The organism is Methanobrevibacter sp., assembly GCF_045120835.1.
In the GTDB taxonomy this organism is placed as follows: Archaea; Methanobacteriota; Methanobacteria; order Methanobacteriales; family Methanobacteriaceae; genus Methanocatella.
Genome location: NZ_JBGVFE010000030.1, coordinates 35,387 through 58,253, shown reverse-complemented (window position 1 = coordinate 58,253; position 22,867 = coordinate 35,387). Strand labels below are relative to the sequence as shown.

At 33.9% G+C, this 22,867-nt stretch carries 26 protein-coding genes; 5 read left to right on the top strand and 21 right to left on the bottom strand.

What is annotated here, in order from left to right:
- Window positions 1–21: 21 nt before the first annotated feature.
- Together hdrB and hdrC are read right to left on the bottom strand one after the other, a co-directional pair.
- A complete protein-coding gene (hdrB, locus tag ACJMLO_RS03390) occupies window positions 22–909 on the bottom strand; it encodes a CoB--CoM heterodisulfide reductase subunit B (protein WP_405293920.1) in 888 nt (295 codons plus the stop codon).
- Between the two features lie 22 nt (window positions 910–931).
- Window positions 932–1,939 (bottom strand): CoB--CoM heterodisulfide reductase subunit C, encoded by a 1,008-nt coding sequence (gene hdrC, locus ACJMLO_RS03385; RefSeq protein WP_405293918.1) that lies wholly within the window; start codon window positions 1,937–1,939, stop codon window positions 932–934.
- Window positions 1,940–2,098: 159 nt separating this feature from the next.
- Between hdrC and ACJMLO_RS03380 the strand changes: the two genes are divergently transcribed.
- Entirely contained in the window at window positions 2,099–2,842 is a 744-nt protein-coding gene (locus tag ACJMLO_RS03380) for an archaeosine tRNA-ribosyltransferase (protein ID WP_405293916.1), read from the top strand.
- Here the strand turns inward: ACJMLO_RS03380 and ACJMLO_RS03375 are convergent.
- From ACJMLO_RS03375 to dph5, 5 genes are all read right to left on the bottom strand, one after another.
- Window positions 2,834–3,256, bottom strand: coding sequence for a hypothetical protein (locus tag ACJMLO_RS03375; RefSeq protein WP_405293914.1), 423 nt, complete (start codon window positions 3,254–3,256; stop codon window positions 2,834–2,836). The two genes, ACJMLO_RS03380 and ACJMLO_RS03375, sit on opposite strands and share 9 nt — an antisense overlap.
- Complete coding sequence (locus tag ACJMLO_RS03370; RefSeq protein WP_405293912.1) at window positions 3,253–4,173, bottom strand: hypothetical protein; 921 nt, start codon at window positions 4,171–4,173, stop codon at window positions 3,253–3,255. Before ACJMLO_RS03370 ends, ACJMLO_RS03375 begins: the two co-directional genes overlap by 4 nt.
- Window positions 4,174–4,258: 85 nt before the next feature.
- Window positions 4,259–4,414: a hypothetical protein gene (locus tag ACJMLO_RS03365; RefSeq protein ID WP_405293910.1), complete on the bottom strand. Its 156-nt coding sequence runs from the start codon at window positions 4,412–4,414 to the stop codon at window positions 4,259–4,261.
- 138 nt (window positions 4,415–4,552) lie between these two features.
- A complete protein-coding gene (locus ACJMLO_RS03360) occupies window positions 4,553–5,038 on the bottom strand; it encodes a hypothetical protein (RefSeq protein ID WP_405293908.1) in 486 nt (161 codons plus the stop codon).
- 618 nt (window positions 5,039–5,656) lie between these two features.
- Window positions 5,657–6,448, bottom strand: a complete 792-nt coding sequence (gene dph5, locus ACJMLO_RS03355; RefSeq protein WP_405293906.1) for a diphthine synthase — start codon at window positions 6,446–6,448, stop codon at window positions 5,657–5,659.
- A gap of 35 nt (window positions 6,449–6,483) precedes the next feature.
- Here dph5 and ACJMLO_RS03350 point away from each other — a divergent pair, with 35 nt between their 5' ends.
- Entirely contained in the window at window positions 6,484–7,488 is a 1,005-nt protein-coding gene (locus tag ACJMLO_RS03350) for a class I SAM-dependent methyltransferase (RefSeq protein ID WP_405293904.1), read from the top strand.
- Window positions 7,489–7,490: 2 nt separating this feature from the next.
- Here the strand turns inward: ACJMLO_RS03350 and ACJMLO_RS03345 are convergent, their stop codons facing one another.
- The 10 genes from ACJMLO_RS03345 to ACJMLO_RS03300 all read right to left on the bottom strand — a co-directional run bounded on the left by ACJMLO_RS03345 (window position 7,491) and on the right by ACJMLO_RS03300 (window position 16,739).
- Window positions 7,491–8,795: a hypothetical protein gene (locus ACJMLO_RS03345; RefSeq protein WP_405293902.1), complete on the bottom strand. Its 1,305-nt coding sequence runs from the start codon at window positions 8,793–8,795 to the stop codon at window positions 7,491–7,493.
- A 27-nt stretch (window positions 8,796–8,822) separates the two neighbouring features.
- Window positions 8,823–9,149: a hypothetical protein gene (locus ACJMLO_RS03340; RefSeq protein ID WP_405293900.1), complete on the bottom strand. Its 327-nt coding sequence runs from the start codon at window positions 9,147–9,149 to the stop codon at window positions 8,823–8,825.
- Between the two features lie 187 nt (window positions 9,150–9,336).
- Window positions 9,337–10,266 carry an S-methyl-5-thioribose-1-phosphate isomerase gene (gene mtnA / locus ACJMLO_RS03335; RefSeq protein WP_405293898.1) on the bottom strand — a complete coding sequence of 310 codons (930 nt, stop codon included), beginning with the start codon at window positions 10,264–10,266 and terminating at the stop codon, window positions 9,337–9,339.
- A 248-nt stretch (window positions 10,267–10,514) separates the two neighbouring features.
- Complete coding sequence (locus tag ACJMLO_RS03330; RefSeq protein WP_405293896.1) at window positions 10,515–11,435, bottom strand: manganese-dependent inorganic pyrophosphatase; 921 nt, start codon at window positions 11,433–11,435, stop codon at window positions 10,515–10,517.
- A 95-nt stretch (window positions 11,436–11,530) separates the two neighbouring features.
- On the bottom strand, window positions 11,531–12,397 hold the full coding sequence (locus tag ACJMLO_RS03325; protein WP_405293894.1) for a radical SAM protein: 867 nt from the start codon (window positions 12,395–12,397) through the stop codon (window positions 11,531–11,533).
- Between the two features lie 64 nt (window positions 12,398–12,461).
- Window positions 12,462–13,022 carry a methanogenesis marker 17 protein gene (locus tag ACJMLO_RS03320; RefSeq protein WP_405293892.1) on the bottom strand — a complete coding sequence of 187 codons (561 nt, stop codon included), beginning with the start codon at window positions 13,020–13,022 and terminating at the stop codon, window positions 12,462–12,464.
- A 17-nt stretch (window positions 13,023–13,039) separates the two neighbouring features.
- Window positions 13,040–14,281 carry a methanogenesis marker 15 protein gene (locus tag ACJMLO_RS03315; protein ID WP_405293890.1) on the bottom strand — a complete coding sequence of 414 codons (1,242 nt, stop codon included), beginning with the start codon at window positions 14,279–14,281 and terminating at the stop codon, window positions 13,040–13,042.
- A 1-nt stretch (window position 14,282) separates the two neighbouring features.
- On the bottom strand, window positions 14,283–14,741 hold the full coding sequence (locus tag ACJMLO_RS03310) for a methanogenesis marker 5 protein (protein WP_405293888.1): 459 nt from the start codon (window positions 14,739–14,741) through the stop codon (window positions 14,283–14,285).
- Between the two features lie 8 nt (window positions 14,742–14,749).
- Window positions 14,750–15,220: a methanogenesis marker 6 protein gene (locus ACJMLO_RS03305; protein ID WP_405293886.1), complete on the bottom strand. Its 471-nt coding sequence runs from the start codon at window positions 15,218–15,220 to the stop codon at window positions 14,750–14,752.
- The gene (locus tag ACJMLO_RS03300) at window positions 15,192–16,739 is read right to left on the bottom strand and encodes a methanogenesis marker 3 protein (RefSeq protein WP_405293884.1); all 1,548 of its coding nucleotides are present in this window, start codon (window positions 16,737–16,739) and stop codon (window positions 15,192–15,194) included. The genes ACJMLO_RS03305 and ACJMLO_RS03300 overlap by 29 nt, the downstream gene beginning before the upstream one ends.
- A gap of 127 nt (window positions 16,740–16,866) precedes the next feature.
- Between ACJMLO_RS03300 and ACJMLO_RS03295 the strand changes: the two genes are divergently transcribed.
- Window positions 16,867–17,598: a thermonuclease family protein gene (locus tag ACJMLO_RS03295; RefSeq protein WP_405293882.1), complete on the top strand. Its 732-nt coding sequence runs from the start codon at window positions 16,867–16,869 to the stop codon at window positions 17,596–17,598.
- Between the two features lie 10 nt (window positions 17,599–17,608).
- Here ACJMLO_RS03295 and ACJMLO_RS03290 read toward each other — a convergent pair whose 3' ends face one another.
- From ACJMLO_RS03290 to ACJMLO_RS03275, 4 genes are read right to left on the bottom strand one after another with little or no spacing between them, the layout of a single operon-like run.
- On the bottom strand, window positions 17,609–18,385 hold the full coding sequence (locus ACJMLO_RS03290) for a DUF4013 domain-containing protein (protein ID WP_405293880.1): 777 nt from the start codon (window positions 18,383–18,385) through the stop codon (window positions 17,609–17,611).
- 9 nt (window positions 18,386–18,394) lie between these two features.
- On the bottom strand, window positions 18,395–19,369 hold the full coding sequence (locus ACJMLO_RS03285; protein WP_405293878.1) for a methanogenesis marker 2 protein: 975 nt from the start codon (window positions 19,367–19,369) through the stop codon (window positions 18,395–18,397).
- Window positions 19,370–19,384: 15 nt separating this feature from the next.
- Window positions 19,385–20,500, bottom strand: a complete 1,116-nt coding sequence (locus ACJMLO_RS03280; RefSeq protein ID WP_405293876.1) for a DUF2117 domain-containing protein — start codon at window positions 20,498–20,500, stop codon at window positions 19,385–19,387.
- Complete coding sequence (locus ACJMLO_RS03275; protein WP_405293874.1) at window positions 20,497–21,003, bottom strand: ribonuclease VapC; 507 nt, start codon at window positions 21,001–21,003, stop codon at window positions 20,497–20,499. Before ACJMLO_RS03275 ends, ACJMLO_RS03280 begins: the two co-directional genes overlap by 4 nt.
- A 273-nt stretch (window positions 21,004–21,276) precedes the next feature.
- Between ACJMLO_RS03275 and ACJMLO_RS03270 the strand changes: the two genes are divergently transcribed.
- On the top strand, window positions 21,277–22,071 hold the full coding sequence (locus ACJMLO_RS03270; RefSeq protein WP_405293872.1) for a helix-turn-helix transcriptional regulator: 795 nt from the start codon (window positions 21,277–21,279) through the stop codon (window positions 22,069–22,071).
- Complete coding sequence (locus tag ACJMLO_RS03265; protein WP_405293870.1) at window positions 22,064–22,864, top strand: helix-turn-helix transcriptional regulator; 801 nt, start codon at window positions 22,064–22,066, stop codon at window positions 22,862–22,864. The genes ACJMLO_RS03270 and ACJMLO_RS03265 overlap by 8 nt, the downstream gene beginning before the upstream one ends.
- Window positions 22,865–22,867 lie beyond the last annotated feature (3 nt).

The window sequence follows — 22,867 nt, the reverse complement described above, 5'->3', positions numbered from 1 at the left end:
AAGGATAAAAAATCCTTAAATTTATTCACCTAATGCTTTTTTAATAGCAGGGGTGGCATCAATTTTTTGAGCATCGAAAGTTAATTCTTCAGCAGATAATCCCATAGCTAATCCGTATAATTGAGCTAAGTGGAATACTGGGATAGCGAAATCAGTTCCGTATCTTTCATTAACTTCAGTTTGACCTTGGTCAAATTGCATGTGACAGAAAGGACATACGTTAACGATTGCGTCTACGCCTGCTTCAGTCATGTGATCAAGTTTTTCTTTAGTGAAACTAGTAGTAACATCTAAATCTCTTGCTCTTAAACCTCCACCTGCACCACAGCACATCATTTTGTCTTTGTAGTCAATGGATTTAGCACCTGTAATCTCTACAAGGTCATCTAAGATAGCTGGGTTTTCAGCTTGGTCTTCGATACCGATAGTTTCGGTAGGTTTTAAGAAGTGGCAACCGTAGTGTACAGCTACATTTAAGTCTAAAGGTTTTTCGATTAAGGAAGCTAATTTTTCAAATCCAACATCGTCTCTTAAAATTTGAGCGAAGTGTTTTACGTTAATAGTTCCTTTGTATTCTCTACCGATTTCAGCTAAGTTAGCGTTAATTTTTGCTCTTTTTTCGTCATCTTCTTGTAAGATGTGGTTACATTCAAATAATGATCCGAAACATCCGTTACATTCGGTCATAATGTCTGCACCCATGTCTTCAGCAAGAGTTAAGTTACGAGCTGCAATAGTAGCCCAGGTTTCTTCATCAAAAGATCCGAATACACCAGGAGCAGGACAACAAGAAGCTCCTTCCATGTCTTTCAATTCAATATCTAATGCTTCGAATAATTTTCTGGTAGCTTTTTCAACACCAGGATAACGGTTGTTCATAATACAACCTAAGAAGTATGCAATTTCCATATTATAACTCTCCTCAATTCATTTATTCTTTTAATCCACCGGTTGCTTCATCATAACCGATTAATTCGTCGAATGCAGTAATTTTACATAATTTTTGTACTTCTGCTAATGCGTCTGGGTTAGCATGAGTTGTTGGTGGTACTTCAGGAAGACCAATTTTTGTTCTTAAAGCTTTAACAGTATCGTTAATTGGTACAGCATGTCCTGTGTTAATTACAAATACACCAGTCATTTTGTGAGGTTTTGCCATGTATCCTGCATGAGCAGCAATATTACGTGCTTTTTTGATAATTTCAACAATTTTAACACTTCTGAGACATCTTTCTTGGCAAGTGTAACAAGTGGTACACATCCATAATGCATCATCAGTAATAACTTCTTCTTTTAATCCGAGTAAACATTTTCTGACGATTTGTCTTACTTTGTACGGAGTTCTTCTTCCAGATGGGCAACTACCACTGCAGGTACCACATTGGAAACAGTGTTTTACAGTTTCGATTCCAGCATCAATGAACTCAGCGGTGAAATCTGGATCACGATTAGCATCGGTTAATAATTCTTGATCAGTCAATAAAGTCATTTTATCTCTCTCTTCATCTTTATTTTTTGAATCTTCTTCAACTTCTTCAACATCTTCTTCAGCTTCAACCTCTTCAGGAGCTTCTTCCTCAACAACCTCAACAGTTTCCGGTTCTTCAGGAATTGCTTCTTCAGCGGTTTCAACTTCTTCCACAATTTCTTCAGAAGTTCCCTCAACTTTTTCTTCTGAAATTTCGATGTCATCGGAAGCTAAATCTTCAGAACTATCTTCTGATTTATCAACAGTTTCTTCAATTTTTACTTCTTTAGTAAAAACAACTGAATCTGGCTCAGATACGATAGTTTCAGTTTCTGTTTTTGAAGATGTAACTTGGACATCATCAGATGTGCTTGAAACATCAGTATTGATGTCAGTTTCTTCATTGTCTCCTTTAAATAAGGATTTTAATCGATTTATTATAGACATTGAAAACACACCTCGGATAATCATCGGATAATCTCCTCAAATCCATAATAATATTCTTTAAAAGACCATATATAAAGCTTACTAAAATTTTAGCTAGTGTAATCAAAAAGGTTACACAAAATGAAAAATTTTTATATGCCTAAAAATACAAAGTTAAACTAAGAACGATAAGGAAAGAAGCAAATGATAAAAAAATTTGAAATTAAATCCCATGACGGACCTGGCAGAATTGGAAAAATTGATGGCGAACTTACCCCAAAATTATTTTCCAAAAATGAATTAAAAATTGCTCCAAATCAAGGTTCGGCACATAATGTAGACCGTGAAATCGCTGAATTTAACGTAAGAGAAACATTGCGGCTTGCTAGTGAAAATGTTGATGAATGTGACATTGCAGTCATACAGGGATCAAAATACATTGACTTGCAAGTCAAATGCCTGAAGGATTTGGAAGAAATAGGATATAACGGATTCATAATTGCAAATGGGGATGCATTATTAACCAATGCCAAAGAGCTTGTTGAAGTTATTGTCAGCCTAAAAAAAGAAGCGAAGAAAAGCAGCTATTTTATTTTCCCATTTACTGAAATATCATTCATGCCGATACTAACTTATATGGGAATAGATGGATTTTTAACTGATAGTGCAAACTATTACAGTCATCTAAATGTTCTGCAAACTCCAACTAAATCTTATGACCTAAACACTTATCCAATCTATGAAAACATTTCTCAAAAAGATTTGGAGAACAAAAATATGGAAAATATGGAATTTGTCGTTAAGGAAATTCACGCCCACATGAAAAACAAGTCCCTGAGAAATCTTGTAGAAGAGCGTTCCGGAACCACTCCACAGAATATCTCCACTTTAAAGATTCTGGATAGAAATCATATGGATTATCTGCTTGAACATACCCAATTATTTTAAGATTTCAAAAGTGGATATGATATTTTTAAATTCCCTTTCAGACTCCCCTGAGATATCCAATGTTCTCAACTCAAAAATATAGATTGTTTTATATTCAATGAAGACATATGTATGCATATCAAAGTTAATCTCTGGAGTATCCATATTGGCATGGAGTTTAATTGCACTTTTACCGGCAATTTCTGTAAAATCTGAAGCCAGAATTACTCCTCCATCATCTGAAATCATATCTTCCATTAAAACCTTATAATCCTCAAGATTGGTAGCAGTCGGAAACATTACTGCATTTATCAAATTGTCCTGACCTTTGGATAGAGTGGCTATGCAGTCAGGATTTGAAAGGATATCCGCCTTTTCAACTTCCCATGCTGGAGGATATTCAAATGTTACCTTGCCGGTATTGAATGTTTTCATGAGTCGGCCTCATCTTTTGATGAAACATCGATTGTTTCAGGCGCCTCATCGATAGTGTCAATATATTTGGAAAAAGGTTCTGGAAGTTTAGGCATTACTTCTTTTAGGATTTCAGCGGCGTCAAGTTCAAGCGCCTGACCTGAAAGGAGATGTTCAACATCAAAGTCAAAGTCGAAAGGTTTGAGCAAATCGTCAGTAGGGACTCTTAAATTAATCTTATTTTTATTTAGTATCATTTTGAGGGTGCTAGTATTTCTTATCTGTTCATTCATGTCCTCAACGGTGCTTTTTATATCATAAGCTATGGCTTTATTCTTCTCATTGACTTCATGTTTTGATTTTTCAATTGATTTTTCCAAATCCTTAACAAGCAAGGCATTTCTTCTGTTAATATTATCTCTTGCCTCATCAATGACAACATTGATTGCATTTAAAATAGATTTATTTAATTCCACATTGTATGCAAGAATCATCTTGTTTTTATAGTCAAGCTCTTTGAAAATAGCAACCCTTTCATCATTAATCATTTTGTTTTCTTTGTTCAACTCATGAATTTCATCCTTAGCCTTTAAAAGCTCATCCTTATAATTTATTTCTTCTTTTAAAGAATCAACATCGTCAAAAAATGACCCCTTAAGGGTTTGAATTTGATTTTGCAACTCTTCAATCTCGGCATCTTTTCCCTCGATTATATGATAAAACTCATCAAGCCGTTCATCGGAAAACTGATTGTCCATTAATTTTTGATAATCCTCTTTAGCCAATACTTTTACTAAGTCATCGTCTTCAAAAGGATCTTCTTTTTTAAGACTAACCTGCTTTTGTTTAGATTCTTTTTCAACAGAATTCCCATCCTTATCTTTACTTGTATACTTTTTAGTATACACTCGAACAGTTCTAAATTCATCACTTTCCATTATTGACACCACTCTATAATAATAAGTAGATTAGTTTAATTTAAATAGTTAATGTAAAAAAAAGAAAAAAAGAAGAAAAAAAATTTTACATACCTTCTTTTTCTATCCATAACAACATCGCCTCTTCAATTGCTTTTGAGTACCATCCTGTTTTGAATAACATCTTACTGGAGGCTATTTTGCGAAAATTCAAGTCAATGTCATTATTGATGCTAATTGTAACGCGCCTGTTTCTAGTCATACAAATAGATTGTACATACTGGTTAATAAATGTTTTAGTACCATTATAAGTCATTTTACGACGAACAGCTAAATATTAACATATATCGATAAATTCAAGATTTATGGAAAATCAACCTAAGAGCTAAAAAAAGATAAATCAATTCAAAGGAAGATGCCTACATTTTACTTTCATTTTTAGGCTTTCCAAGTCATCGGCAATCAAAAATATTTTTTCACCATCAATATATGTTTTGTAGCTGAATCCATCACCATATTGTGAAATTATATAATCCTCTTCAGGAACCCCTTCACAGTTATCTGACTGCTTTTCAGGATTTTTTGGAATATTTTCAACTTCTAGACTGCCATTGATTTTTTTAATAACCAAGTAAAAGCTTTCAAAATTGGGATCTCCACATTGTCCCTGGAAAAACCAGCTCAACACAACAGCATAATCTATTCCAGTGTTTTGAGCTGCTTTGAAAAGAGATCCTGATTTTAGATAATCATCTAAAACTAATGAGAAATATTTTTTATAATTTTTAAAGGGATAATTGCCCCATTTTAATTGTTCGTGAAGCAATTTGGATTTCAAATAATTATTTCTCTTTTCCAAATCCATCAATAATTCATTAATCATCATATTTACTTTTGTAAAAAGAAGTATTTATAATATCAGATATTATTACCAAATTAAACCTAAAACTGGAATTAAAATAGTTATCATTATAATCTGACAATCAAATGAAAAGATTTATATACTCTCAAAACATAATAATAAACGATGTGAATTATAATTCATGTCTTCTATTTAATATCAATCATTTTATAATCTCCAAAATGTTTTGATTTAATCTCATTTGCGGAAGTACTACCACAATACTTCCCACTCCCCCTTTTTTATTAATTTTTCACGACAACCAACCCCATTCCAAACGATTGCCAAAAGATAATTTAATAAAATGTTTAATAATTTACATGAAAAAATTTAAGTTTAAAGTCAAAATTTTATATTTTTTACTATTTTTATGCCTTTTTGAAAATTATGACCGGACAAACTAACAAAAATTAACAAATAATATTGAAAATTCAAATAAAAACATTTATATATGTTTAAAATATAACTAATAAACGATGTGAATTAATTTTCATGTCTTATGATGAACATCGGTCGAAATTTTATAATCTCCAAAATGATTAGAATATGTTCAAGGAAGTAGATATACACCACTACTTCCACTCCCCCCTTTAACTTTTAAAACTAAACATCATCAAGTATTTTTGGGTCTGCTCCAGCTATTTCCACAAGATATTCAGCTTCAACAATGTGCAATTTTGATGGAATGACAACGCAGTGAAGTGGCCCTCCAAAATCAAAATCGATTAAATCCGAAATCTTTCCCGCCTTTACAACGACATCCTTAGATCCGACACGGGCAATTCCCATGGCCAAGGTATCGGGAGTAATCAAACCTTCCCTATCCAAATCATCATAAATGCTCATCAAATATTCCAGACCCTCATTAACGGTCATGTAACGGTTTTTGTGAGCCTGAATATCAAGCAAGACAAGAGTATGCAAATCCATTTTTAGATTTTCTTCAATTGCTTCATAAGGAGATTTTGGATAGAAATTATAATCCGGAAAAGGTATTGTTGTTACCTTACCAAACTTATATCCCTGAAGCCCCGAAATGGCCGGTGCTGAAGATAAAATTGATGAACCGTGAATCACTTCATATTCAATCCCCCTTTTGGAGCACTGCACCAAAAAGTCACTGTGAGTGGTTGCAATTAAAGGGTCTCCCCCAGTAATCAAGGCAACATCCTTATCCTTTGCCTCTTCAATAAATTTGTGTTCCTCCTCAACTTCTCCTCTAACCAAAACTTCTATTTTTTGGCCAATTAACTCTTCAATAGCTTCAAAACTTGAACCGAACAAACGTGATGTGAAAAATTCAGCATAGATTTTGTCAACATTTTTCAAACATTCCAATCCTTTAAGGGAAATATCCTTCTCATCAAATAATCCTAAACCCACTAAATAAAACATATAAATTATATAATAATTTAAACATAATAAATGTTATGAAATGTGTAAAAGTTCCATTAAAACAACTTAATGACACTCGTTTAAAATTAATGGAAGATGGATTAATGAATATGGAATATAGAATAAAGGCTGAAGATGAATTTGGTTATATTCCAGTAGATGAAGATATTGATGATTATGAGATTGTCGATATCGATTTAATTCCAATGAAAAAGGTTCCACACAATTTTTCTGAATTGCTTGAAGGTGAACTGACCGATGAGGAAATTGAGAATTTGCGGACATCATTTGATACTATTGGAGACATTGTGATTTTGGAAATTCCCGACAATTTGCTTGATAAAAAACAGCTCATCGGAGATGCTGCACTCAAATTCACGAAAAGAAAATCAATATATATGAAAAAAAGTGCCATTAAAGGAACAACACGCATAAGAGATTTGGAATTCTTATCCGGAGTGGATGACTCCGTCACCATTCACAAGGAACATGGGGCAAGACTGAAACTTGATGTTCGCCAGGTTTATTTCTCACCAAGGCTTGCAACAGAACGAAAAAGAGTGATGGAAAGCGTGAAAGATGGAGAAAAAATCCTTGATATGTTTTGTGGAATAGGGCCATTCCCTATTGTCATTGCAAGAAACAGAAATGTAGACATTGCTGCAGTAGACATCAATCCCGAAGCAATCAGGTATTTGGATGAAAATATTGAATTAAATAAACTGAAAGGTTCCATCAAAACTTACTGTGGAGATGTCAGGGAAGTTAGTGAAGCATTTAAATTTAAATTTGATAGAATAATAATGAACCTGCCCGGCCTTGCATATACTTTCCTTGACGTTGCAGTTGATTTAATTGAAGATGGCGGAATAATTAATTATTATGAGTTCTCAGACACATATGAACAGGGAACAAAACGATTAACCGATGCATGTGAAAATGCCGGAAAAAATGTGGAAATCATTAACTGCCGCAAAGTTAAGTCCACCTCTCCGGGAGAATGGCATGTGGCAATTGACGGGAAAGTGACAAGCGAGTAACGTTAACGCAAATATATTTCACACCTGTGGATTTCATTGCAAAGATCAATGAATCTGTATGCATCATCCAAATTTTCAAAGAAGTGCTGAGAATAAATCTCGACATCAGAGGATGCGTATTTCTGATAGATGTTTTTTATTTTATGATTGTCAAAATCTTTTGAAACAATTAAAGACACATTCCCGTTTTCATCAATGGCTTTTTGAATTTCCTTTTCATTGCAGACCAAAATTGAATCCTTAAAATCAATATCTTTAAAACTCAATACCTTTTTGTTCTTGTTTTGATTGTTTTTGTCAAATATTCTTTTTATCCCGTTGACAAAATACTCTTCCGAGAATTCATCCATACAGTATTTTTTAAGTTTAGATGAAATGTTTGAATATTTATCTTCATCCGAATACGAACCCAATATGAACTTTACGATGTCTTCCAAATCATTAAAAATAATTTCCTTGGGATAGACATATTCCACACCCGGCCAATCGATTAAAAGACTAATGGTTGAATCCGCAAAGGCTTCGGTTGGAGACAGGTGTGACCCCTCCAGATCGCTTAAAGACAGAACATATCCAATGTCACAGAACATATCCTTTCTTTCTACCCAACCCCCATTAATGATTGAATCGGACAACTCATTCAATTCAATGAACTCGTCACAACTTTTGAAATATTCTATTTGTTCAGGATTGTCCTTCCAATGCATTTTTGTAAAATCATTTCCATATAAGTATAATTTAAAGTTATCATACTCTTTTAATCTATTTAATATGGATAATGCCCTCATATATCCCTTATAGCTTGGTGCATAACCTACAAGGGCAATATTTTTTTTATAATCCTCTGTTTTAACATTGCCATAAATTGAAGTCTCGACAATGTTATTGAGAACAGACATCTTCTCACGAGGTATCCTAAAGACATTAGAGAACAGTTCAAGTAAAAAGTAGTTTATTGTTATGACTCCACAAACATTTTCAAAATTAATTAGATGACCATACTCCAGAGCAATTTCATATCTATGGGCTCTGATAAACAATTTTTGATTATCCGAAACATTCTGTGAATACCATGGAGCATAATATTCCATCCATTCACATAAAATAATATCTGCCCACCTTAAAAGATTAACTGATTTTTTAGAACCGACTTTGCTCTTTTTCCAATCCAGCTCATCAACTTTTACTTCATAATACTTTTCAAGATATGGAATCGCCGGAGCAATAAACTTTAAATCAACACCCACAATTAGCAAATTAGGTTTTTTTATACTGGATCCTACAATCTTTTTAAACTTTTGAAACATTGCTAATCGAAATTTTAAAAAAAAAGATTAGAACTGGATTCTATTACCAGTCCAGTTGTCATCATCATTAAATGCATTATATTTCTTTTCATCTTCAATGTATTGTTCAATATCCCTATATAATTTAGCCCTGAATATATCCGGGTATGCAATGTATAACATATCCCCATTAGCACTAGTTTCCTTCATATAGGTTTCCTTAAAGCTGATTATAGAATCATCATCTTTATTGAAATGATGAACTTCATTTGCACATAATATTTTAAAATGCACAAAATCATCTTTTAATAATTCAGTGACCAAATCTTTAATTAACGGAGGATAATTTCCCTCTTTACTGCTTTTTATCTCCATAATATCCCTCAAATCATTTCACAAATTAAATTTCCAAGTATTGCAAAATTCTGCAAATATTAATCAAAATATATTATTTTGATTGAGATAATAGAAATTCATATATGTAATAGTTTAAGTCTTATTGCTTAAATAGTTTAATAAGTAATTTAACTGAAAATCAAAAAAAAATATTAAGAATTATTGTCTAAATAGGGTCAATAATTCCTTTTTCGGTAATGATGCCTGTGATCAATTCTTTGGGAGTTATGTCAAAAGCAGGATTTATAACCTCTGTTCCCTCAGGACAAATCCTTGCACCGCCATAATATCTAACTTCATCCCCATCCCTCTCTTCAATAACCGTGTCATAAATAGAAATCTCATTATCAAAAGTGGAATACGGAGCGGCCACATAAAATGGAACATCATGATGCTTTGCAGCAAGTGCCACCATAAATGAACCTACCTTATTTACAACACCGCCCTTAGCTATTCGATCAGCACCAATTACAACTTTATCAATCATGCCCTGAGACATAAGGTATCCTGAAGCCACATCTGGAATTAATTTTACCGGAATATTTTCCTGTTGCATTTCCCAAACGCTTAAACTTGCTCCCTGCCCCCTTGGGCGAGTTTCATCGCAGATGACATTGATATTTTTTCCGGCATCTCTGGCAGCCCTAAATACACCTAAAGCCGTACCATAGTCAACACAGGCAAGTGCCCCCGCATTACAGTGAGTCAGTACAGTATCTCCATCATCGATTACTTCCGCACCGAATCTGCCGATTGCTCTATTGGTAGCCATGTCCTCATCAAACATTTTCAAGGCCTCAGATAGTGCATCTTCACTTTTTAAAACCCTATCCACTGCCCAGAACAAGTTTACTGCAGTTGGTCTGGCCGCTTTAATTTCACCGGCCGCTTTAGTCAGATCAACTCCTTCAATATCTGCAAGTGCCATTCCAAAAGCAGCTGACACACCAATTGCCGGAGCTCCACGCACGGTCATGTTCTTAATCGCTGTTATAACGTCCCGATAATCATCACAATAAACATAAGTTAACTCATCAGGAAGTTTTCTTTGGTCAATAAGTTTTAATTTGTTATCTTCCCATTCTAGTGTTTTCATTTTAACACCTGATTTTTAAAAAAAAGAGTTTAAAAAAATTGAAAGCATAATTAAGTGTTAGTTTCTAATTTTTGTTATGCAAAAATGCATAGAGTATTTATAATTATGCTTCCCGTCTAATTAATTATCCGAAATGGATTGATTAGAGATGTAATTTAATACATCTACATAATACTTTTTCAATAATCCTTTATAAATATTTATGAAAAATTCAAAAAAATATCTATTTTAGGCATTACTAAAAATAATTATGCATTTTCAGTCATAATGGGCACTACTTGTTTTTTACGTGACACAACACCCTCAAGTAATGCAGTATTATCTTCAAGTTTCACGCCATATGCCTTTTCAACCAAATCTGCATCTTTACCTAAAGCAATTACTTGAGAATTGCTGTTAACAATATCAGTTATTAAAAGCATGAACAAATCAAGGTTTTCTTCTTCAATAACCTTATTGATACCCTCTTCCAATTCATCCTTCATTGCCATTACATCTGAAATGTCTGCAGTGTTCACCTGGTTGATAATGGATTTCACATCTTTAAAGTCGATTTGTTTTGCATCAAGTGCCAAAATTTCATCTATTGTAAAACTGCTTAAATCAGTACCTGCCTTAAGCATTTCCAAACCATATTCCTCAGCATCAACTTCAGCGATTTTTGAAAGTTTTTCCACTGCAAGCCTGTCGTCTTCAGTTGTTGTCGGAGACTTTAAAAGTAAAGTGTCTGAAATAATTGCAGACAACATCAATGTTGCTATTTCCTTTGTGATTTCAACATTGTTCTCTTCATATAATTTGGATAAAACTGTTTCAGTACATCCAACCGCTTCAAATCTTAAAAATAATGGATATGAAGTTTCCAATGCCAATTTATGATGGTCAACTACTTTTAAAATATTCACATTTTCCAAGTTATCAATAGATTCGGAAGGGGAGTTGTGGTCAACTAAGATTACGTCAGCACCATCTTCAACATTTTCCAAAAGTTCAGGCGCATCCATATTCAAATAATTTAAAATAAATTCAGTTTCTTTATTAATGTTTCCTAATCTGTAAGCTTTAGCTTCGCTGTTTCCTAATTCATTTTCTAAGTTAGCCATAACAATACTTGATGTGATTGAATCGCTATCAGGACTTTTATGTCCAAAAACATAAGTTTCTACCATAATATCTTTCCTTAAAAATTAATTCTATTTCAATAATAAATATCTTGTTCATCCATATTTAAATTTGCTACAGATGAAAAATTAAAAAAAAGTATTTAGTAATGACTTTGCGGAGTCATTCCTAAATGATGATCTTCACTTTTCTTACCAGGTATTCCGTAAGCATCTGCCCTGCATTGAGTGCATGCCCTGAATACGGGAATAATTTCTTCAACCTGTTCTCTGACAGATTCCATCATTGAACAATCAGGACGAGAATAATGCTTCATTTTTCCCAATGGGATTAAAGGCAAAACATTCATTAAAGCGGCACCACGTTTTTTAACTTCTTTTGCTATCTCAACAATATGTTCATCATTTAATCCTGGAATTAAAACAGAATTCACTTTAACAACAAGCCCATTGGCAGCTGCCTTTTCAACGCCTTCCAATTGATTTTTGATTAGAATATTGACTGCGTCATAACCCTTATATACTTTTCCCTCATATTTAATGAAAGAATAAATGTCTACTGCAATATCTGGATCGATTGCATTAATAGTAACAGTTACAGAGTTTACTCCAAGTTCTGCAAGCTTGTCTGCATATTTTGGAAGCAAAAGTCCATTAGTACTCATGCATTTGATTAAATCAGGTTGTTCAGTCGCTAATTTTTCAAAAAACTCAAATGTTTCTTCATTAGCAAGTGAATCCCCAGGTCCTGCAACCCCAACAACAGAAATTGGTCCCTCTGCTGTGACATCGTTAACATGAGCTATTGCATCATCAGGTTTCATTATACAGCTTGTTACACCCGGCCTGTCTTCTTCATTATTAATATCCCTTGTACAGAAGTTGCAGAATATATTGCATTTTGGTGCAACAGGTACATGCGCTCTTCCGACTTTATCATGCATTTTTTCATTAAAACATGGATGTGCTTTTGTTATATGTGCAAATCTTGAACCCTTATGCTCATTCATAACTACTCCTCCTTAATATAACAACTGTTAATTTGTATTAATACGAACAAATATATAAAGTTTTCTACATGTTTTTGTTTAACTCGTCAATATACTCTTGACATTTTTCAATCCATGCATCTTTAATTAACTCATCAGTAGCTACGACAGCTACAATATCCTGTGTAGATAAATCCTTAATGTTTTTAAATCCTTCAGGCAATATTCTAAAGATTGCATCATAAATACGTCTTTGCAAATTAGAATGAGGATCATCAATGACCAATGACTCTAAATTTAAGTGATTGCCGTCCAACTCAAGAGTGAACCTGTTTGGCTGATATATTTCATCCCTTGAAAATTTCATCCATAACCTTTTGAGAATATTCGGAAGGTAGTTTTCATCCTCTACAAGAATTGATGTGACATCACGTTGCTTGTCATAAGTGAATTTAGCAACATCATCAAATTTGATTATCCTTGAAGTTTTTCTCATTTTAATAGCCAAGACAAAAACAGGGTCATCAGGATTTACATAAGCTCTCAAATCATCTACGGAAGCGCCCAACACCAAATCCTGAAAGATTTGTTTTATGATGATTTCATAAACTTCAGCTCCACGCTCATCATAACATTCAACTAACATCTAATCAACCCTTTAAATTATTTGTTATCTTGTCTGTGTCCCATTCCGGATACCAGAAGAGCGGCTCCAACAGCACCAATATGTTGAGAGTATTCAGGAACAATAACCTCAATTCCACCTAATGTTTCACTTACAGCTTCAACAAGACCTGAAATCAAACTTGTTCCCCCAACTTGGATTAATGGTTCACGAATGTCAATTTCCTGAAGTTGCTGTTCATAAACTTGCTCAGATACTGAATGACATGCCGCAGCTGCAACATCCGCCTTAGATCCTCCTGCAGCAAGTGTAGTAACAAGGTCCTGAATACCGAATACGATACAATAGGAGTTCAGCATTGCTTTTCTCCAGTCACCCTGAACGGCGAGTGGCCCAAGTTCTGTAATATCTACATCCAACCTACGGGAAGTCATGTCCAAAAATCTGCCTGATGCACCTGCACAGATACCTCCCATAGTAAAGTTATCCGGAATACCGTTGTTAACGGTAATTACCTTGTTATCCATACCTCCGATATCCAATACAGTTGCTTCTCCTTTTTGGCAATCTGCAAGATATACTGCACCTTTTGCATTAACAGACAATTCTTCCTGAATAAGTTCAGCCTTAAATTCCTGACCCATTGTAAACCTACCGTAACCGGTAGTTCCAATACCATCCAAATCATCCCAGTCATAATCTGTTTGTGAGAATGCTTCTGCCGCTGCAGTTTTAGCTGACTCAATGATGTCCTTAGTGGATGTCCAACCAGTACCAATAACCTCATTGTTCTCCATGAGAACTGCTTTTGTGGTTGTTGAACCTGAATCCAAACCTAAAGTAAGGCCTTCTTGTTTTTCACGAGCGAGGATACTTCTACGAGTTACAGTAGTAGCTAACGCTTCCATACGAATAAACAATTCGTCTGCCTTTGTTCTTTCGGTGAATGAATATGTGACCACAGGAATACGTGTATTATTTTGTATAAATCTTCTTACTTCATTTCTAACCAATGCCGCTTCAGCACATCTAAAACAAGTTGCAATAAATACTGCATCAGGTCTTGACCTGCCTTCAACAATGGCCATTGCTCTTGCAATCATTAACTTTAAACTTGAACTTTGAGCTGAAAATCCAAATTTTTCATAAGATTCATCAATGTAATCCAAATCAATTTCAGGAAGAATAATTTCAGCACCAAATTTATTTGCCGCCTTTTCAATTTCCTTTTGAATACCACTATACTCTGTTCCGCATGAAACTAATGCAATTTTAACCATTTTATTCTTCCTCCTCAGTATTTTGCTCAAGTGAATCTACAAAATCATTGATTTTATTTACCATGACATAGGTTTCATCCTGATTTGTAGGATAAGTCAATTCCAAAACAGGAATTCCTTTATTTCTAAGTAAAAATATTGACAATTCATTAGTTCTTGCACAACCAATACAACCGAAACCATATGGAGCATTATCAACAACAATTGCCGCTTCTGCTTCATCAATAAGTGGTCCTATAATTGCCATTCTTCCACGAACCCCTGAAGGAACTTCAATAGCTGCGTATTTAAGTCCTTGAATCGGATCATCTTCTGTAATATTCATTGGTGGAGAATCAATCTCCGGATCTTTAATTTTTTGCCTAATCTGTTTTTGTAAAACTAAAGGAGTGTGACCTCTCCTTTCAAGTAAATCTGCTAAAATTAATGAATTTGGAGGATAAACTGCGATTTTAACCATAATTTCACCTACTCTTCCTTATCTAAACATTCATTCATGACTTTTTTAAATTCATCGACACTGACTGGTTTTTTGTCTTCTAATTCAACATCCTTTCGCTCTTCAAGAGCATTAGCAACAAAACCGAGAATTCTGTACTCTTTTTCCATCTGATGGAACCCTTCCCTAGGACCAAACCTATGGCCTCTGCATCGTCTAGGATCGCCTGGAGCGAAACCTCTTTCCTTTGTGAAAATATGGTTTGGGTCGAGTTTTCTAATTTCTTTTATTGCTTCATAGACATCTTCACTTTTTCCACTGATCATGGACCCGTAACAAGTATTTTTTACTGTAAGTGGCAAATCAAGCATGTGAAATGCAGTTACAATCTCCTGTTCACTTACATGAGCTCCAGGCCCAATAAAAATCATACGAGTAATTACATCAGGATCCCAATCTTCCGTACCTAAATCAGGACTCATGGTTAGATTCTGTGACATAAACTACAACTCCCTCTTTTAATTTTTCAAGATATTCATAATCAGAAGTGATATCTCCAATTATATTTGTTGCCTCAAAAGTGTCTGCAGTTGGACCGAATTCTGAATTGTCCTCAAATCGGATACCAATCAAACCTGCACTTTTTGAAGCCATGTTTGTAATACCAATTTGTCCCCGTATTACTTTATCAACAGGATTGTTTTCAGGAATTAAACCCTTAGCAACTTTTTTATCTCCTTCAAAAATAACTATATGCATACCGGGTACTGAAAAGTGAACCTTGATTTTACCAACAGGGTTTTCCAAAAGACCTGATATGAATTTGAAGTATCGCACAGATCTTGGAGCTTTTTCAGTAAATTTGATAGTACATAAATCTTCTTTATTTATTGCTTTAGTTATTACTGTTCCTTCTTTCAAAATATCAATTGTATGTTTTGGAGTTTGTTCAACGACAATTGCATCATCATCGACAAGCCCATCAATCATATGCTCAACACCTGCCTGCGATAATATTTCACTGGCCTCTTTTTGAGTTTTATTTAATAGCATTAATCTTTGTTGCTCTGATTTAACTGTGATAAAATCATTTTCTTTTGCAATGTCAATGATTTCCATACCGGCCACTATTCGACCGACAGTAGTATGATTTGGAGTCAATACCCTATTTTCACGATAAATGAATAACTTTCCAACACCGACCCCATTATTTCTAACGGTTATTGTTCCACGATTTCTCAAAGTGGTGTCTTCCTTAGGTTTGATAATGCCTGCAAGATCATAAAAACCTATGAAAGACTCGCTATCATATGAAACTTTGATTCTGCCATCTTTTATAATTGAAAACAAATGTTCCACACAAACGGGCGAATTTTCATTAATTTCAAATGATATATAGGTGTACAACTCATTTCCTTCCTCTAAAACAGTGCTCAAATCAGATACCGAAGCACTGTCAGTTGTGGTACTTCTCTCAATGATCGGCTCAATGCCGGTTACAAAATCATCATCGGTTAGGTTTTCCAATGTTTTTTTACCACCAATGATGCGAGCGAAAATACCCTTATTGTAAGGAGGTACACTATAGACATTCGTAGTATTCTCTTTAAGCATTATTAAATGAGTAGACTCATTACTAAAACTAGATAAACTTAAAACAACATCTCCTTCAAAATATTTATATTCTTCAGATGTAGGTTCCAAATCAGTTACAATTGGACCAATGGACACTTCAGTTGAAGTAGACCAGCGGATATTTAAATCAACAAATTCCTCATATTGATTTTTCCACACATCAACGAGCGGTTTCGCCTCATCCGATTCGTCTAATTGAATAATTATTGAACCCTTGTTTGTTTTAATTTTATACTTGCTAATATTCTTTTCCAGTTCTTTTTTACCTTTTATTAAGCAAATAATACTTCCTGGAGTATAAGGAGCATTTGTTTCATCAATAACATCCTGTATTGTTGAAGCATCTGCCACATCAACCTCTTCTCCATTAATTTTAATTAACATACAATCTCCAATAAGAATTTTTAATATTATATATATTTGAAGTTATTATATAAAATAATTATTTATTTGATTTTCAAAAGTTATATTAACACAAAGTTATAACAATAATATACAAGGAGGGAAATTTATGAAACTTACAAAAAAGCATGTCTTTTCTTTACTGATTATTTTAATCCTTGCAGTCGGAGCAATCTCCATTGCCAGTGCATATACCGGCACGGGATTTTCACATAAAATACCAAGCACCAAATATTCAGATCTGTCTGCATCAGATATTTTAAGCAGATACCCGGATACCGATTGTAAGGTTGAAGAAAAATCAGTTTGTACAAAAGTTGTTGATGGAGATACCATTTACCTGGAAAATGGAGATAAAATCCGTTTTGTTGGAGTAAACACTCCAGAAAGAGGTGTTGAAGGATATATTGCATCCAAAAACTTTGTTCAGAAATTATGTTTAAACAAAGAAGTGGGAATAGACATTGATGATGCCAAACACTCCGACAGATACGGCAGGACCTTGGGAGTTGTTATTGTCGATGGCAAAAATATCAATGAAATGCTTTTAAAAGAAGGTCTTGCAGAAGTAATGTACCTGCCTCCAAGCGAATTTTATCCATATGATTGGGCAAATAGTTCCACACATGTACCCAATTCACATTCAAGTTATGCAAATAGCGTCACTTCAAATGGCGTTTCTGACTCTGGAAGCTATATCGGCAATTCAAATACTGGCAAATTCCATGAATTAAGCTGCAGATGGGGTCAGAAAATCTCAGAACACAACAAAGTAACGTTTAATAGCAGAAATGATGCAATCAGTCAAGGATATCAACCCTGCAAGGTCTGTAATCCTTAACTTTTAATTTTTAATTAAGGCCGGATATTCTCCTATAAGTATAATCCGCATTATTCTTAGCGATATTTGAATATAACAACCCTAAAGAGTAATTGCTTATGCTTTCAATTATTGGAATAACGATACACCCATAGATTAGGAATCCAACATATGGAATTGACATTACAAATGAAGTTACAAAGGATATGACGTTTATCAGTATTGCCATGATTATTATCCATTTTATTATAGTAAATAAGCCGATAAACCTAATATCTCCGATTACTTTATTTATTTTCAAAGCTTCAGACAGGCTATTGAAATATGCCATTCTGGCCTTTGCAAAAAACAGCAGGAATTCAAACACTATGAATGTAACCAAAACCACGATGAACATCAATCCGGTTGCAGCTAGAAACTCCAGGATTTTTAAATCAAAAAGCAGATTAATGCTTGCTGGACCCACCATGGTTAAAGAAATGAAAAATACACCAACCGGAACAATCATATACACAAATCTCAAAAACAATACCTTAATAGAATCATAGATGTTGTTCACTAAACTTAAAGAGGGCATTGCTGATGATCCTATCGACCCGATTTTAACAATTGACAATAGATACCCCGGTACAATTAGAATAAATGCAAAAAATGCTATAACTCCAATAATTACGACATATCTGTTATCAAACAGCATGCCAAATGGAACAATGCAAATTAAAATGAATAGAATGCAGATAATGGGAAGTTTCTTAATATTCCTAAATGGATATTTGAAGGAATTCAAAACCAGCTTTGTTACATCCATAACACAACCTCATCTAAATATGAATACTGGATTTTTATCTTGATTAAATACTTCTGCCTGTTCAGATTGATAATTCAAGTATAATGAATTTGAATCGGTAACTTCTCCAACTACTGCAGTTTCAATTGAGTAATCAGACAAATATTTGATGATGTAATCACATTTATCCTCACAGGCCGTAAAAACAAAGCCTGAACCCGGATAAGACCTAAGCCAGTCAACCCATTCAACACTTTCGTTTCTAGGAATGTCCTCCAAATTGACAACTGCCCCTTTTCTTGAAGTTTCCAGAAGCATTTCCAAAGTTCCCAGAATTCCCGGATTTGAAATGTCCTTTCCGGATTTTATGTAATCATGTTCAGCAAGATACTGAACTGCAGTTATCTGGTCCTGAACAATCTGTGCATCCTTATCGTATGTTGTATCCCAGTTTAGAGTGAACATCTCATGAGGCTTGCCGTCAAGGTCAATCGCAACGAGAACCTTATCGCCCACTTCAGCGCCAAAACTGGTTATAATTTTATCCTTTTGGGCAATTCCGACAATTGCAACACCAAGTGAGTCAACTTCACCATCAGGATGCAGATGTCCACCGACCATTGGAACGCCAAATTTTAAACATCCGTCCTTGATTCCACTTAATAAATCTTCATAAATTTCATCATTGCTTATTGACATAATATTAACCATTGCAAGAGGTTTTCCTCCCATTGCAGCAATATCATTTACATTCACAAGCACGGAGCAATATCCTGCCCAATAAGGATTCACATTCATAATGTCCCCCCAGATTCCATCTGCAGCAATTAGCATTACCTGGTTATTCCCGATGTCAATGGCTGAAGCATCATCTCCAATATCTATTACTACATCTCCTGAAACGTTATATGATTCCTTTAAAAGTGATATTACATTATCAATTGAGCTTTTTCGTGATACACCCTTAAACTCCTGAATTTCCCTAACAAGATTTTTAAAATCCAAAGTAACACTTCCAGTTTAATCTATATAATTAATTTTATATTTGCAATTAATATCTTTTATTATTTCTTCAATTCTGACTTTAACCTCTTCCATATTTTCAAAATCATGGCAGACCTCTGCACCGCCAAATATCTGCCTTTTAATATTGCGGCCGCAGACATCATCAAATCCGCTTTCAACTTCAAAGATTATGGAATTTTTAACCTTGAATCCATCCTCCACAACCTTATCCAAATCACCGTCAGTTATTCCGATTACAGGTATATCAAATCTGTACAGAATATCTGAAGATATCAATGTGGTATCATCGCCAACTGTTATAACTAAATCCGAATCCCTGAATTTATAAACATCCTCTCCCGCATGGTCAAGAAATGACACCTTAAAATCACCAGACCTGTCAGAATGAATGACCCTTGGAGTAACCTTGGCATGCCTTAAAAGACCTGTTTTGATAATGGCAGATGACAGATCAACTTCACCGAGCTTTTCAAGACCATGGATTTTGAGTTCACCTCCAACAATATCGACAATATGATTATCCTTAGCTATTAAAGTTAGTTTGTCGGAGTTGGTCTTTCCGATAACGACACTATTGACCATGATATTTTCACCGGGACTTACACCATGGACAATCCTTTGATTTAAACCTGCATCATCCTGTTTGATATGCTTTTCATAAACCTCTTCGGGAGTCGTTATGGACAAATTTAATTTAGATGAGAGGTCATGGGCAATCTGTAAATCATTATTCCATGGTATTACGCTTCCATCAGCCTCTCCTGGCCGTTCAATCTGAATTACAGGAATGTCATCCTTAGAAATTTTATCAACATAATGATTGTAAACCTTATATCCGAAAACCTGCCCCGTAACATCGGATTTTCCATAATTTAGTAAAAAAATAACATCAACCCCATCATCATGAAATATTTTCAGAGAATCGCTTGGAACCAATTTGCGTGAAATGTCTATAACATCCTCCAGACTTGCATCAATCACGGCAGTCCTGCCCATTGTTCCTCCAAGCCTTGCTTTAACATCACCATAACCCTTAAGCAAATTGATTAATTTTAAAGCATAACCCGAATCAATAATATTCGGACCGTGCACAACAATACCTATTCTCATTTATCCACCTTGATTCTTTTTTTATATATTTTTGATCCGCAAATCTCACAATCATCAAAAGGATAATCCTCACCATATTCTTTTTTACAACCTTCACAAACCTTTTTCCAATTATAAATTCCTTTAATCCCATCAGTAATTACTCCAGAATACTTAATGTCCATGATTTTCAAAGCATTCTGAATCGTATAATCATCACTAATTACAACTACCTCTTCACCCTGTTGATGTAGCATATAGGCAAGTGAAATCAATTTTTTATCCGGCAATGACAACCTTAAAATATCACCGGATTTAGATATAATCTCATTGACACTTGATGTATACTCCGTAGGCACATCTTTGATTACTACCGTACCCTCCTCAAGTGCCATATCCAAAGCCAATTTAGATTTAAAATCTTTAATTTCAGTTGTTATTTCAGAAACGGTGAAATTATTTTTAGAAATAATTTTAAACCCATTAATAAAAGCCGATGCATCCAGCACATAACAAATTTCCATGTTTGTATATTTAATTTATAAATTAATAAAACTTGGCAATTATTGAATGGATACCGAATAGGTACTGAAGAAGTACCGAAGAGATTCTGAATAAGTATTGAACAACCACCAAATAAATTTTGAAAAACTTCTGAAAATTCTTTGAATGGTTATTAAAGGAATTTTGATAAGTTATTGAAAAAGTTATTTAAATTTAGAACATTTAAATAACATTATCCGAAAATTCGTAAAGATTTAGGAAAAATATTAATAAAAATCTTGGAGGATTTGAAAATGAAACTGGATAACAATATCAATAACGATATAAAATTCCTGACAAAATCTGAAATTAGATTAAAAATTCTAAGTGAATTAAATAAAGAACCTGACAATGTTAGAGGCCTCGTAAAGAAAACAGAAATTACATATAGCTCTATATCAAGCAACATAAGCAAATTAGAGAAAAACAACTACATTACAAAAATTGAAAGCAAGTACCATATCAATCCTATGACTGAAGTGTATTTTAAAACCCTGATGGATTTTAAAAGAAGTCTCGATTTAGTAAATGACTTTGATTCCCTATGGAACAAACATGACTTAAATCAGTTGAGCATCAACTCAGTTAAAAGGATTACCGATTTAAAAAACTCAGAATTGATCGAAACAACACCAATAGACATTTATAAAACACACAACACAATCAAAAAGCAAATCATAAATTCGAATAATGTCAAGGCGATATTCCCCTACCTGCATCCGGATTACCCTGATTTGATAGAGAAACTCTTGAAAAAAAATGGATCTGTCGAATTGATTATTCCACAAGGCATTTTTAAAGAACTCATGTTTCGCGTAAACGAAAATTTGAGAAAAGATGCTGCAGCGAAAGGTAACCTAAAGGTTTACATCTTTAAAAAAGAACTAAACCTATACTTAACAATATGTGACGGAAGTATGAGTTTAGGTCTGTTTAAAAATGACGGAAGCTTTGACCAGAACAGAATTTTAATTTCAAACAGTAAAAAATCCCGCAATTGGGCAAGTGAATTATTCGAACATGTGAAAAAAGAGGTAGACAATGACTAATATTGACACAAAAAAGGAATTGAGCGAAGAGTTTAGTGGGATCAAGTATATCTTAACATCTGGAATGAGATCAAAATTGCTTCTTGCAATGTATGATAAATCTAAAAACTTAGATGAACTTAGAAATGATTTAAAAAAACCTTCAGCAACAATATTGCATGGTCTTAAAGAATTAGAGAACATTAATTTAATTAGAAAAGTTCAGAAATCATATGAACTCACATCAAATGGATTTCTATTAACTGCAAACATGATCAAACTTATTGAAAATTGGTTTGCAATCAACAAAAACAAAATATTCTGGAATAGCCATGATTTGGATGGCATACCAGATGACATGCTGAAAGAAATTCATCTTTTAAAGGGCGCCAGATACATTACTTCAACAACAAGTGATTTATCAAACGCATTTAACAGCTACATTAAATTAATATCAAAATCAAAAAAATTAAATATAATTCTTCCGATATACTCTGAAAATCATTTTAAACATTTGATTAAACTTTTAAAAGATGATAAACTAAAAAAATTAGAATTAATCATTAGCAAAGAGGTCTTTAAAACAATTGAAGAGAATGAATTGTTTAAAAAAGAATTACTCGACAATGAAAAAGTAAAAATCAGATGTATTGAAAGGAAAGTAAAAGTCTTTTTAACATATGGCCCGGATTTTATGTCCCTGACATTATTCTTTAAGGATGGCCATTATGATGATTCCCAGATACTGATTGGAAAAGACAAAAATGCAATAAGGTGGGCAGAATGTTTAGAAAGAGAGTATAAAAAGAGGTGATGA

Coding starts and splice junctions, on each gene's coding strand:
- hdrB (WP_405293920.1), bottom strand. CDS start 909: ATGGAAATTGCATACTTCTTAGGTTGTATTATGAACAACCGTTATCCT.
- hdrC (WP_405293918.1), bottom strand. CDS start 1,939: ATGATTATCCGAGGTGTGTTTTCAATGTCTATAATAAATCGATTAAAA.
- ACJMLO_RS03380 (WP_405293916.1), top strand. CDS start 2,099: ATGATAAAAAAATTTGAAATTAAATCCCATGACGGACCTGGCAGAATT.
- ACJMLO_RS03375 (WP_405293914.1), bottom strand. CDS start 3,256: ATGAAAACATTCAATACCGGCAAGGTAACATTTGAATATCCTCCAGCA.
- ACJMLO_RS03370 (WP_405293912.1), bottom strand. CDS start 4,173: ATGGAAAGTGATGAATTTAGAACTGTTCGAGTGTATACTAAAAAGTAT.
- ACJMLO_RS03365 (WP_405293910.1), bottom strand. CDS start 4,414: ATGACTAGAAACAGGCGCGTTACAATTAGCATCAATAATGACATTGAC.
- ACJMLO_RS03360 (WP_405293908.1), bottom strand. CDS start 5,038: ATGATGATTAATGAATTATTGATGGATTTGGAAAAGAGAAATAATTAT.
- dph5 (WP_405293906.1), bottom strand. CDS start 6,448: ATGTTTTATTTAGTGGGTTTAGGATTATTTGATGAGAAGGATATTTCC.
- ACJMLO_RS03350 (WP_405293904.1), top strand. CDS start 6,484: ATGAAATGTGTAAAAGTTCCATTAAAACAACTTAATGACACTCGTTTA.
- ACJMLO_RS03345 (WP_405293902.1), bottom strand. CDS start 8,795: ATGTTTCAAAAGTTTAAAAAGATTGTAGGATCCAGTATAAAAAAACCT.
- ACJMLO_RS03340 (WP_405293900.1), bottom strand. CDS start 9,149: ATGGAGATAAAAAGCAGTAAAGAGGGAAATTATCCTCCGTTAATTAAA.
- mtnA (WP_405293898.1), bottom strand. CDS start 10,266: ATGAAAACACTAGAATGGGAAGATAACAAATTAAAACTTATTGACCAA.
- ACJMLO_RS03330 (WP_405293896.1), bottom strand. CDS start 11,435: ATGGTAGAAACTTATGTTTTTGGACATAAAAGTCCTGATAGCGATTCA.
- ACJMLO_RS03325 (WP_405293894.1), bottom strand. CDS start 12,397: ATGAATGAGCATAAGGGTTCAAGATTTGCACATATAACAAAAGCACAT.
- ACJMLO_RS03320 (WP_405293892.1), bottom strand. CDS start 13,022: ATGTTAGTTGAATGTTATGATGAGCGTGGAGCTGAAGTTTATGAAATC.
- ACJMLO_RS03315 (WP_405293890.1), bottom strand. CDS start 14,281: ATGGTTAAAATTGCATTAGTTTCATGCGGAACAGAGTATAGTGGTATT.
- ACJMLO_RS03310 (WP_405293888.1), bottom strand. CDS start 14,741: ATGGTTAAAATCGCAGTTTATCCTCCAAATTCATTAATTTTAGCAGAT.
- ACJMLO_RS03305 (WP_405293886.1), bottom strand. CDS start 15,220: ATGTCACAGAATCTAACCATGAGTCCTGATTTAGGTACGGAAGATTGG.
- ACJMLO_RS03300 (WP_405293884.1), bottom strand. CDS start 16,739: ATGTTAATTAAAATTAATGGAGAAGAGGTTGATGTGGCAGATGCTTCA.
- ACJMLO_RS03295 (WP_405293882.1), top strand. CDS start 16,867: ATGAAACTTACAAAAAAGCATGTCTTTTCTTTACTGATTATTTTAATC.
- ACJMLO_RS03290 (WP_405293880.1), bottom strand. CDS start 18,385: ATGGATGTAACAAAGCTGGTTTTGAATTCCTTCAAATATCCATTTAGG.
- ACJMLO_RS03280 (WP_405293876.1), bottom strand. CDS start 20,500: ATGAGAATAGGTATTGTTGTGCACGGTCCGAATATTATTGATTCGGGT.
- ACJMLO_RS03275 (WP_405293874.1), bottom strand. CDS start 21,003: ATGGAAATTTGTTATGTGCTGGATGCATCGGCTTTTATTAATGGGTTT.
- ACJMLO_RS03270 (WP_405293872.1), top strand. CDS start 21,277: ATGAAACTGGATAACAATATCAATAACGATATAAAATTCCTGACAAAA.
- ACJMLO_RS03265 (WP_405293870.1), top strand. CDS start 22,064: ATGACTAATATTGACACAAAAAAGGAATTGAGCGAAGAGTTTAGTGGG.